Origin of the sequence: Flavobacterium bizetiae (genome assembly GCF_902804475.1) — a bacterium.
GTDB lineage: Bacteria > Bacteroidota > Bacteroidia > Flavobacteriales > Flavobacteriaceae > Flavobacterium > Flavobacterium bizetiae.
The window spans coordinates 18,329-30,092 of sequence record NZ_CADCSU010000061.1 but is presented as its reverse complement, the minus strand read 5'-3'; the positions used below and the strand labels follow the sequence as shown (position 1 = coordinate 30,092).

Genomic DNA, 11,764 nt, shown 5'->3' with positions numbered 1-11,764 from the left:
TAAACTTCTAATTCTAATTCAACTCATCGAGAAGTTTCTCTACATCGTCATAATTTTCGTAATCCTGCGAAATGGTTTCAAGGATTTCTTTACACTCTGTATATTTTTTTTGTTTCAGTTTAGATAAGGCCAGACTCCAAGTAGCTTTGTCTTTATAAGCAGATGTTCCTGATTTTAATTCATTAAAAACACTTTCGGCTTTTGGGTATTTACTTTCTTCGAGTAAGGCAACTCCATAAAAATATTGAATTTCAGGTGTTTTATTTTGTTTTAAAATCTCCTCAAAAAGCGGAATTGCTGCTGCATATTTTCCATCGTTAAAAGCCGTTTGCGCTCCTATCAATGCTTGATTGGTATCTCCTCTTTCTACAAACGAAGCTGTTTCCGGATTATCATAATCGGCAAAAGACGGATTATTATAATCAAAAAAGAATAGTCCGAATAAAATAATAACAGATGCGGCGGCGGCATAATACCAAGGTCGCATCAGGACAACTTTAGGTTTACTGGTATTAAAATGCTTGTCTGAAATCTCCGTTAAGTTTGCCTTAAACGCTTCTCTTTCATCTTCAAACTCAAATTTAGTTTTCAGGCGCAACTGTACTTCTTTGAAAGTTTCAAATTCCGAAGACAATTCATGATCTTCAGACAATTGTTTTTCAAAATTATCTTTTTCTTCAACAGTCATTTCTCCCTGAAGATATTGATCGAATAATATATAGCGTTCTTCGTTCATGACTAATTATTTTTTAACGATTTAAAATTTTTGGCTTCCTGAATCCACTGCGTTAATTGGCCCACACATAACGATTTCTTTTTACGCACGTAACCGTAAGTAACGTTAAGTTTCTCGGCAACTTCTTCCATTGTTTTAGTGGTAAAACTCAGTTTTAATAACTCCTGACATTTATCTCCTAATTTTAGAAACATCGTATCAAAAAGCTGTTGTTTTTCGTCAAATTCTTCAGTTTGACCAATTAGCTCTCTTGCAGATTCATTCATAGATAAAACATCTTCGTTAATTGTTACCCCTTTGTTCGATGTTTTTTTGAGTTCGTTAAGCCATTTTCTTTTACACAATAAAAAAAAGTAAGCATCAAAAGGGCAAGTAAGCTGTAATGTATTGGCTTTAGCCTGATTAAAAAGTAAAATCATAATTTCCTGCACCACATCCTGAGCATGTTCTTTATCACCGGAATTGTTCATAATAAACATTACTACTTTGGGAACAAACTTTTTATAAATCGTCGCAATAATAGCCGAATCATTTGCCGCAAGTCCCTCAATATACATTTGATCAGGATGAATTTTACCTTTTCCCATAAAAAAAACTTTTTGTAGCTAATTTAAAAAACAATTGTAAATAAATTTCACATTATAGGGTAACAATTAACATATCTGATTGATATATCGTAGTAAAAGAGTCTCTGGACAATCAAGTTCAATATAAAGTGTAAAGAATAGCCCACAGATTAAACGGATCAAACGGATTCTCACAGATTATTTAATTAAAAAATTCGTGCTCATTCGTGCAATTCGTGGCAAAAAAAATAAACGAAATGGAAACCTATCAATTTGTAAACGAAAAAAACATAGAACAGTTTAACCAAATGATTTCGGCCAAAACCCGAAATGGCTTTGTAATCACAGAACATAATGACAAACTTCCTTATGTGGTTTTATCCAAAGAAAAAAAAGCAATCAACCATTCTCTTCATTTGTTTCTTACCTGCATCACATTCGGGCTTTGGTCGCTTGTCTGGATTTATTTAAGTATTACGCTTTCGCGGAAAAAAAACATTCTCGTTGCCGTAGACGAAGACGGAAATTTATTCGAAGACAAATGCCTTTCAAAAGAAAATTAAACAATAATAAAAACAGGGGTAACAATTTTATAAGCCAGTTGATATAACATCAGAATACAAGTTCAAAAAATAATTTTCGAAACCAGGGGTAACAATATCAAACCCAAATTAATATAACAATATAATTAACAACCAAAATCTGTAAACCAACTGAAACAATCAGAACAGATTTATAAAAACTAGAAATCATGAACACAAATTTTAAAAAATTAGGAGTTTTATTTTTATTGATTATCACTTTCGTAAGTTGCGACAACGGCGATGACAACAACAGTGAAAATCTTGTTTTACCACCAACCGCAGCCACTTTTAAGAGCATTAGCGAACAAGGAGTTAAGAAAAATACACAAAAATTTACTATTACTGCCGGAACCGGTGTTGTAACCATAACCTCTGCAAAAGGAGTAAAACTAAACATCAACGGAGATTGTTTGACTAAAAACGGAGTTGCCGTAACCGGAGCTGTAGACATCGAATACATCGAGCTTTTTGACAAAGGAACGATGCTAATCACCAACAAACCTACAATGGGTATAACAGCTGAAGGAAAGAAAAACTTACTAATTTCCGGAGGAGAATTTTTCATAAAAGCCACACAAGGCGGCGTAGAACTTAAAACTTCCTGCAGCATGAATTTAATTGTACCAACTGCTTTAACTGACGGACTTGACAATGCCATGACTTTATGGAATGGCACAATTGATGAAAAAGGAGAACTTGCCTGGAAAGAAAACAAACCAAATGCCGACGGAACTGGCGGCGGAAAAGGTGGCGTACAAGGCGAAGGAGCTAATTATTACGTAACTTTTGGCAACTTTGGCTGGACAAACGTAGACCGTTTCTATAGCGATCCAAGACCTAAAACTACTCTTCTTGTGGCTGCTCCTACGGGTTACGACAACAACAATAGTGCGGTTTATTTATCATACGATGGCGAAGGCAACAACGCATTGGCAAAACTAGATACTTATACACCTGCAGGATTATTTAGCGAACATTACGGACAAATCCCGATTGGTTTAAAATGTCATGTGATTTTTGCAACAGAATCTAATGGTCAATGGCGTTATGCGATCAAAGCGGTAACCGTTGCTGCAAACGATGTTTACACCTTTACTTTGGCCGAAACAACTGTAGGTACCGAAGCCCAACTTGTAGCCGCAATCAATGCTATTCAGTAACTTACAAAATACTTTTAAGAAAAAGTGGTGATTTGCTCATCACTTTTTTTTACATTTAATCCAGTTTTCAAATTCAATTCTGATTATTTTTAGAAGCTAATCCTGCTATCCGTTGCAATCTTTTATGCCGAACCCCGGCACAAAAGGATTTCCACTTCTATCAGGGCTAAAAAACCTCAAGTTATGAAACCACTATCGTCTATTTTCTTTATTCTATTTTCTATTCTCTCAATAGGACAAACCAAAGTAAAAGACACCATAACCCGTAGAGCCAATATTGTTTTTATACAAAACGGAAATACCGTTACCTACAAACCCGAAACGCCGCCATTAATACCTATTGCCGGCGCACCAAAACCAAGTTATTCGTACTTATGGGAATTGGGCGACGGACATTACAGCAAAGAAGCCGAACCCAAACACGTCTATAAAAACAAAGGAACGTACACCACAAGACTTGCCGTAACCAACAATTACGACAATGGAAAACCTCCTGCTACGCGACCTAAAAAAGTCGCCATAAACGATATTACCGACACCAATTATAAAGACATAGCCTCAATCGCAGACCAAAACGGATTTGCAATCCTGAAAAATTGCGACCCCATTCCGGATCAGGAAATGGTAGTCGTAGTAGGTTATCAAAATATGGAGAATTATGTCTCGAGCGGAAAGCTTTATTTGTTTTATAATGAGAAACAATTTAAGAGTAATAATTTCGAATTGGTCGATTTCAGGACTTATGCGAACGAACGCGAAGTAAAAGAAAAAACCGTTGCTTCGGTAAACGATCTTGAGGATTCTAATCGATATTTGGCTTCCGCCGAAAATAGTTTCAAAACCAAAAAATACAGAAACACCACTACCGAAGAAGATCTTGACGCCTCTTTATTAGAAGCTAATAAAACCTATCATAACGTTTCGGTTTTAGAATTTGATGATGCTAATCCGGGGGAAACGCACAATGTATTTTATACGTTTAAAACCACTCCCGAAATGATCAAAGATACCAGCGCAACCGTTACCATGCGCGGTATTTTTGTACCCAACCGAAGTTACAAAAATCACAAAATAAAAAACCTCGAAATGGAAATCGTAACTTCTCACGATCCGAACAAAATGGGATCTAACGGAAGTTTTATGAATTACAGATTAGTCCGTTTTAAACGCGTAAACTTTAAAACACGTTTCCAAAACAATGGCGAAGGTCCCGCGCGAATGATCAGGCTCGAAACCGATGTTCCGGATATGTTCGACAAAAAAACATTTAAGGTCGAAGACATGTACCCAAAATGTCCCATTTGTCCAAAAGATGAAGTTCCTACCGTGAGTTGCCTCGATACGATCATCAAGAAAAATCAAATTTTCTTTACGTTCAAAAACATTTATTTGCCCGGAAGTGAGCAAAAAAATGTGCACGAAAAAGACAGCACAAAAGGCTTTGTAAAATACTCTATGAAATTTGCCGAAGATTTTCATAAAGTAAAAACCCGAAGCCGTACCGCAATTATCTTTGATAAAAATGAACCTATAATTACCAATTATGCCACTACCAGATTCCTGCCCGGAATTTCGATTGGTGCAAAAGCGGGTTATAATGTATATCCTGATCTCGAAAAATCGACGAGTTACTTTGTTGGCGCGACCATTTCGCCTTTTAAATCGTATCGTTTTTACTGGCAAGCCGAATGGTTAAACGCGATCAACAAATACGAAGATGCTGCAACAGTAGTCGATCAAAATGTGGTAAACCCAAATGGTGTAAAACAATTTCAACGCACCACTACCACTACTGAAAACAAAAGCGTAAACTGGGAAATTCCGGTTTTGATCAGATATAACATTAATAATTATATTGGCGTTGGCGCCGGAGTTCAGGCCAATTTTGATGTTTCATCAGAACAAACCATAAACAAAAAAATTGAAAGCTTCGAAGGCGGAACCGATCAGTTTTTAATGGATACCAGAACCGAATCAAGTTCGGAGAAAAACTCGTTTGCCAATTTAAAAACAGGTCTTTTATTCGATTTAACATTAGGTTTCGCGAGAATCGGACCAAGTTTGGGCGCAAGATATGTGATGAATTTTGAACAGAATTTCAACTACTTTCAATTTTACGGAATCTGGAAGTTTTAATTTTTTTTCACCATATAAGTTATATAAGTTCATATTATTTACTTTGTTTTATTAAATACCAATGTCACCCTGAGCGAAGTCGAAGGCTTATAGAAAAGGTCTTCGACTTCGCTCAGACGGACAAAAGCATATCAACATAATTGTAATATGCACTTTATGCCTTAACTTTAAAATTATTCGTACCAATATAATATGAACTTATATAACTTATATGGTTTAATCTTTCTTTTTTTCAGTCTGAATCTGTCAGCGCAGAGTCAGGAAGATAAAATATATAACGCAGTTGATGTTTTTGTAGCAAATCCTTCGGCGAAAACCATAGAAAATTTAAACCAGATTGAAGCGGCTTTTTGGAAAAATTCAAAACCAAAAACCAAAGACGAATTATTATCAATTGTGGTTTTAAATTGCAATAAAGCGTATTATGAAAACCAATTCGGGCAAACCGAAAAAGCAATTGCGAGCTACGAAAAAGCCTGGCAAATTTATCAGAAAAACAAACTGAGCAGTTATGATATTATAGAATATTGCCTGAAACCTTTAGGCAATTTATATACGGTTTTGGGCGATTATGACAGCGCCGAAAATACGATAAAGCAATACTTTTTTATTGTAAATACTGCTAAAAATTATCCCGACGCTCAGAAACAAAAATTTGCTGCGATCCTGAATTTATCGAATGTGTATCAGAGTTCCGGTAAAATTTCGTTGGCAATCGAATTATTAGAAAATACTCTAAAAACAGAAAAACTATCCAATTCTCAGAAAGGGATTTTATTGAATAATCTCGGAAATAATTATTGGTTAGGCTCGAAACAAATTGTATTGATTAGAAATTCACCGGACAATGCAGAGAAAGCTTTTGAATCTTCCATAAAATATTTAAAAAACGAAAAAGACCAATTAGAAACGTTATCGAATTCTTATCGAAATCTAGCTTCGATGAATCGACAATGGCAACGATTTGAAATTGCCGACTCTTTTATGCAAAAGGCCGAAAAGTTGTTTTTAGCAACTACAAATCGTCAACCCAGAAAACTCGCAAAACTGTATTATGAAAAAGCGCTTTTGCTTTTTGATGAAGAAAAATATGATGAAAGTGAAAAACAAGTTCAGGTTATTTTTAAAATCCTGATTCCGAATTATAATTCAAAAAACATACTTCCCAATCAGAATCAATTGTATGCCGAAACGGTTTTGATTGATGTTCTGGATTTACAGGCAGAAATATTTTCTAAACAAAATCAACTCAAAAAGGCACTCGATGCTTTTAAACTTTCTTTTGATATTGAAGATTTGTTGATGAATGTTCTGATTTACGAAAATTCAAAAATCATTACACAAATCAGAGCACGAAATCGTACTGAAAAATGTATTTCTATCTATGATCGTTTGTATCAAAAGGAAAACAAAATTCAATATCTGGAAGAAGCTTTTCAATTGTCTGAAAAAACAAAATCAGGCATTTTAAAAGGTTATCGTTCGAATATTAAAAATGCTTCTGTAGAAGAAAAACAGCTTTTACACCAACTTCAAACTTTAAACAATAACATTATAAAAGAGCAGCAAAAAGGAGATTTGGCTAATATTTCGAATATCAACTCGGCCATAAAAAAGCAAAACGAATTGATGCTTTATTTAAAGAAAATCCAAACCGAAAGCTCGAATTATATTCCTGAAAACTGTGACATAAAAGCACTTTTATCAAAACTTGAAAAAGATAAAGCGATATTGCTTTACTATTTTATGGGTTCTGAAAGGCTTTATTATTTCACTTTACAAAATCAAAAAATCACTCTCAATCATATTTATATTACTGATACTGCAATACCACTTATTGGCGATTTTATAGATTATTTTAGTAATGCAACTAATATTATCAATAATATTTCGGGATATAATCGCGTTGGAAATTCCGTTTATAATATGCTAAAATTACCTCAAAACACGATCTGTAAAAACCTCATCATTGTTCCTGACGGAATTTTAAATTTTCTTCCTTTTGAGGCTTTGATTACACAAGAATCATCAACAACGAATTTTGCTAAAATGCATTATTTACTAAATGATTTCAGGATTGCTTATAATAATTCGGCTAATAATTATCTGAATTCAAAACCTATTTCAAAATCTAAAAAAACAGTTTTAGGGATTTTTCCCATTTTTGAAAAAACTGCTTTTGAATTGAGTTATTCGAAGAAAGAATTAGAATCTATCAAAAGTAATTTTAAAGGCAAATATTTAGAAAATTCTGAGGCAAGTTTTTCTAACTTTAAAAATAATGCCAGCCTATATTCGATTTTACATTTAAGTACGCATGCTTCTTCCGGCGATATCGAAACTCCGGCAAGCATTAAATTCTATGATCAGGAAATCTTATATTCGGAATTATATAACTTAAATATTAATCCGGATTTAGTGGTTTTAAGTGCCTGCGAAACCGGAATTGGCAAACTTTACAAAGCCGAAGGTGCGATGAGTGTGGCGAGAGGTTTTCAGTTTGCCGGAGCACAAAATTTATTGTTCTCTTTATGGAAGGTGAACGATTATACCACATCGGTTTTTATGACTGATTTTTATAAAAACATCAAAAATGATGTTCCGTATTTTGAAGCCAATACGAATGCAAAACTTGCTTTTTTGCAAGACAAATCAATCCCGAATGCAAAGAAATCTCCTTATTACTGGAGTTCATTTGTGTATTACGGTTCTGTTTCGGTTGAAGAAAAATCAACAAATTATATCTATTACATCATTAGTTTATTGATTGTAATTGGTTTATTTTTGGTTTTCAATCATTATCGAAAATGGAAAATCTTCACGAAGTTCTCAAAAAAGAGCAATACAAGAAAATAAAATTTAAGGTCATCAAGACACAACACCTTTTAATAAAAGCAAAGATTAATGGTGTTTCAGGAAATTTCATTTTAGATACCGGAGCGTCGAATTCTTGTGTGGGTTTTGAAAGTATTGAACGTTTTGAACTGAATGCCAAAAAATCGAAAACCAAAGCTTCAGGAGCAGGAGGAACTGGCATGAAAACACAGATTTCATCAAACAACCACTTGCAATTAGGAAGCTGGAAAAACAAAGATTTCAACCTTGTGATTTTTGATCTTTCGCATGTAAATGAGGCTTTGGAGGCTTATAAAGCAAAACCGGTTCACGGTATTATTGGTGCTGATGTTCTATTAGAAGGCAAAGCGATTATCGATTATTATAATCATTATTTGTACCTTAAACTTTAAATTCCAAATAAAAAAATTCCAAATTCCAAATTCTAATCTGGCGTTAGAATATAAGCCATAAAAAAATCCCAAACTCCTTTCGGAATTTGGGATTTTTCAGTCTAAAATTAAATCAATTAATGGGTATGTTTCGGATTAAAACCGTCTTCGCTTAATTCTGTGTGCACATAATCGGCATGCATTTCAGCTTCGTAATCGATTTTTTCTCCTTTAGAGAATTTATGAATTATTTTCTCCATGATATTATAAATAACCGGAACTACGATCAGGGTTAAGAATAAAGAAGAAATTAATCCTCCGATAATTACCCATGCCAATCCGTTTTTCCATTCAGCTCCTGCTCCAGATGCTAATGCAATTGGGAACATACCAAATACCATCGCAATTGTTGTCATAAGAATCGGACGTAAACGAGCGTGATTCGCCTGAATTAATGCCGTTCTGATTGATTCTCCTGCTGCTCTTCTTTGGTTGGTATAATCGACAAGCATGATCGCATTCTTACACACCAGACCAATCAACATGATGATACCTAAAATCGTAAAGATATTTAATGAGTTGTTTGTTAATGCTAAGGCTAACATCGCCCCGATAAACGAAAGCGGGATAGCAAACAATACCACAAACGGGTGAACGAAACTGTCGTACAAACTCACCATTACTAAGTAAACCAAAATAATTGCGGCCAATAAAGCGATTCCTAAAGTACCAAATCCTTCAGACTGGTTCTCCTGGTCACCACCCCAGATATAGTTTACTCCGGCTGGTTTTTTAAGTTTGTCTAATTTTGCCTGCCATTGTGTTACGATTGTTCCTGAAGGAACCCCAACGTTTTGTCCTTTTACAGTTACAGAAGCAGATTTATCTCTACGCTCTAACTGGCTAGGTCCTGAACCTTCTGTAATATCAGCAAATTGCGATAACTTAATTTGTTGTCCTGCTGCATTAATAAATATCAAATTACTTACGTCAGTAATACTTTTTCTGTCGAATGCATTGTATCTGATGTTGATATCGTATTCGTATTCACCAGCTCTGTATTTACCATCTGTATTACCACTAAAAGCAGTTTGCATGGTTAAACCAACTGTTTGAAGTGTTAATCCTAAAGCAGCCATTTTATCACGATCTACTTTTACGTTAATCTCAGGGTTTCCGTCTTCAACAGTTAATTTAATCTCTGTTGTTCCGGGAATTGTACGTAATTCAGCTTCAGCTAATTTAGCAAATGCCATAGCGCTTTCTGTAGAAGGACCTGTTACAATTAATCCTAATGTAGCATCTTCAGCAGTACCTAAGATACCTACAGGAACTGTTTTTACTTTTGCTCCAACTAATACTTTTTCAAGCTTACGTTTGATTTTTGCAGCATAAACATTCGCGTCATCTTTACGATCTTTTTGTTCGATCATTTTTACGTCGATCTCTGCTTTGTAAGCTGTAGCCTGCGATGCTCCAAAACCTTCTGAGGTTTGTCCTACCGTTGTAATCTGGCTATGAACGTATTCTTGTGCTTTTAAATAAGCTTCGGCTTTTTGAGTCATGAAGTTCGTTTGTTCTAACGAAGCATCTTTTGGCATTTCGATCTGAACTAAGAATTCCCCACTATCAGATGATGCGAAAAACTCTCCTCCAATAAATCCACCTCCCATTAATCCTATTGTAGATCCGAAGAATAATATCAATACAACAGCAAGAGTTTTATAATAATGATCTAAACACCAGGTTAATAATTCAGAAACCCAGTTAGTGAAACGTGTTAAATAACTTTCGAAACCAAGAATAATTCTTCCAAATAAATTCTTTCCTTCAATATGCTCTAATTTACCATAACGAGATGATAACCAAGGAATAATAGTAAACGAAGCTAAAAGTGATAGTAAAGTTGATATAATTACGGTAACACAAAATTGTGTAATGATATTAGAAACCAATCCTGAACTCATCGCGATTGGTAAAAATACTACCACAATTACTAATGTAATCGAAGTTACCGTTCCACCAATCTCGGCCGTACCATCGTACGATGCACGAATTCGGCTTTTACCCATCTCCATGTGCCTGTAGATATTTTCAAGTACCACAATCGCATCATCGACCAGAATACCTACCACAAGAGATAATCCTAATAAACTCATTAAGTTTAGGGTGTATCCCATTAAATAGATACCAATAAAGGTTGCAATTAATGATGCCGGAATAGAAACCATTACGATCAACGAGTTTCTAATACTGTGCAGGAAGAACAACATTACAAATGCTACCAGAACTACCGCAATTAATAAATCGTGTACTACAGAGTCTGCTGCTTCAAGTGTAAAAACGGTACTGTCTTTTGCAACTTCTAGTTTTAACTGATTTTCTTTGTAATCTTTTTCAAGAATAGCAATTGTTTTTAATAATTGCTCACTTACTGCCACCGCATTCGCATCAGATTGTTTTACGATTTGTAAAACGATAGCACTTTTTTGATCTACACGTGATATTTTTTCAGCAATTTTCTGCGTATCCTGAACATCGGCAATATCACTTAAACGAACCTGAATTCCGTTTTGAGAAGAAACTACTAAGTTTCTTAATTCCTCAACACTTTTATATTTACCCGCTAAACGAATTAATATTTTTTGATCACGAGTCTGGATATTTCCTGTTGGGAAATCTAAGTTCGAAGTCAAAATAGTTTGTTGTACCTGAGGAACAGATAATCCGTAACCCTGCATTTTTAACGCATCAAGGTTTACCTGAATTTCACGCTCTGAACCACCAATGATATTTACCTGAGCAACACCTTGTACACGAGATAAAATAGGCGCAATTTTTTTGTCAATTAAGTCATAAAATGCTGCTTCATCCATTTTTCCGTTGGCACCCAGCGTCATGATTGGTAAATCACTCAGCGAGAACTTGGTTAGCGCCGGCGTTTTTACATCATCCGGTAAATCACTAATTATCGCGTTTATTTTACGCTGTGCATCATTTAGAGAAAAATCGACTTTTGCATTTGATGTTAGAGTAATCGAAACGATAGATAAACTTTCGTATGATTTCGAGTCAATTTTCTTGACATTCTCTAAAGACGCAATCGCATCCTCTATTTTCTTGGTTACGGTATTTTCTACCTCACTTGGAGAAGCTCCCGGATAAACAGTAGAAATAGTAATAACGTTTTGTTCAAATTTTGGGATCAGCTCATAGCCTAACTGGCTGTAGCTAAACAATCCACCAAGGGTTAGAATCGTAAACAATACAATTACTAACGATGGACGTTTTATGGATATTTCGGCTAATTTCATATATGTTTTTTTATGCTTTAAGCTTTACGCTATAGGCTTTA

Annotated in this window: 8 protein-coding genes; 5 read left to right on the top strand and 3 right to left on the bottom strand. The window is 34.8% G+C overall.

Annotation, left to right across the window (positions count from 1 at the left end; translation table 11 throughout):
- Window positions 1-13 precede the first annotated feature (13 nt).
- Together FLACOL7796_RS06270 and FLACOL7796_RS06265 are read right to left on the bottom strand one after the other, a co-directional pair.
- Window positions 14-736 (bottom strand): tetratricopeptide repeat protein, encoded by a 723-nt coding sequence (locus FLACOL7796_RS06270; protein WP_173969960.1) that lies wholly within the window; start codon window positions 734-736, stop codon window positions 14-16.
- A gap of 2 nt (window positions 737-738) precedes the next feature.
- Complete coding sequence (locus FLACOL7796_RS06265) at window positions 739-1,323, bottom strand: RNA polymerase sigma factor (RefSeq protein ID WP_173969959.1); 585 nt, start codon at window positions 1,321-1,323, stop codon at window positions 739-741.
- A gap of 236 nt (window positions 1,324-1,559) precedes the next feature.
- Between FLACOL7796_RS06265 and FLACOL7796_RS06260 the strand changes: the two genes are divergently transcribed.
- From FLACOL7796_RS06260 to FLACOL7796_RS06240, 5 genes are all read left to right on the top strand, one after another.
- Window positions 1,560-1,865 carry a hypothetical protein gene (locus FLACOL7796_RS06260; protein WP_173969958.1) on the top strand — a complete coding sequence of 102 codons (306 nt, stop codon included), beginning with the start codon at window positions 1,560-1,562 and terminating at the stop codon, window positions 1,863-1,865.
- A 188-nt stretch (window positions 1,866-2,053) separates the two neighbouring features.
- Window positions 2,054-3,046, top strand: coding sequence for a hypothetical protein (locus FLACOL7796_RS06255; RefSeq protein ID WP_173969957.1), 993 nt, complete (start codon window positions 2,054-2,056; stop codon window positions 3,044-3,046).
- 183 nt (window positions 3,047-3,229) lie between these two features.
- Window positions 3,230-5,182 carry a DUF7849 domain-containing protein gene (locus FLACOL7796_RS06250; RefSeq protein ID WP_173969956.1) on the top strand — a complete coding sequence of 651 codons (1,953 nt, stop codon included), beginning with the start codon at window positions 3,230-3,232 and terminating at the stop codon, window positions 5,180-5,182.
- 192 nt (window positions 5,183-5,374) lie between these two features.
- A complete protein-coding gene (locus tag FLACOL7796_RS06245) occupies window positions 5,375-8,038 on the top strand; it encodes a CHAT domain-containing protein (RefSeq protein WP_173969955.1) in 2,664 nt (887 codons plus the stop codon).
- Window positions 7,990-8,430 (top strand): retropepsin-like aspartic protease, encoded by a 441-nt coding sequence (locus FLACOL7796_RS06240; protein ID WP_173969954.1) that lies wholly within the window; start codon window positions 7,990-7,992, stop codon window positions 8,428-8,430. Before FLACOL7796_RS06245 ends, FLACOL7796_RS06240 begins: the two co-directional genes overlap by 49 nt.
- Before the next feature lie 116 nt (window positions 8,431-8,546).
- Here FLACOL7796_RS06240 and FLACOL7796_RS06235 read toward each other — a convergent pair whose 3' ends face one another.
- The gene (locus FLACOL7796_RS06235) at window positions 8,547-11,723 is read right to left on the bottom strand and encodes an efflux RND transporter permease subunit (protein ID WP_173969953.1); all 3,177 of its coding nucleotides are present in this window, start codon (window positions 11,721-11,723) and stop codon (window positions 8,547-8,549) included.
- Window positions 11,724-11,764: the final 41 nt, after the last annotated feature.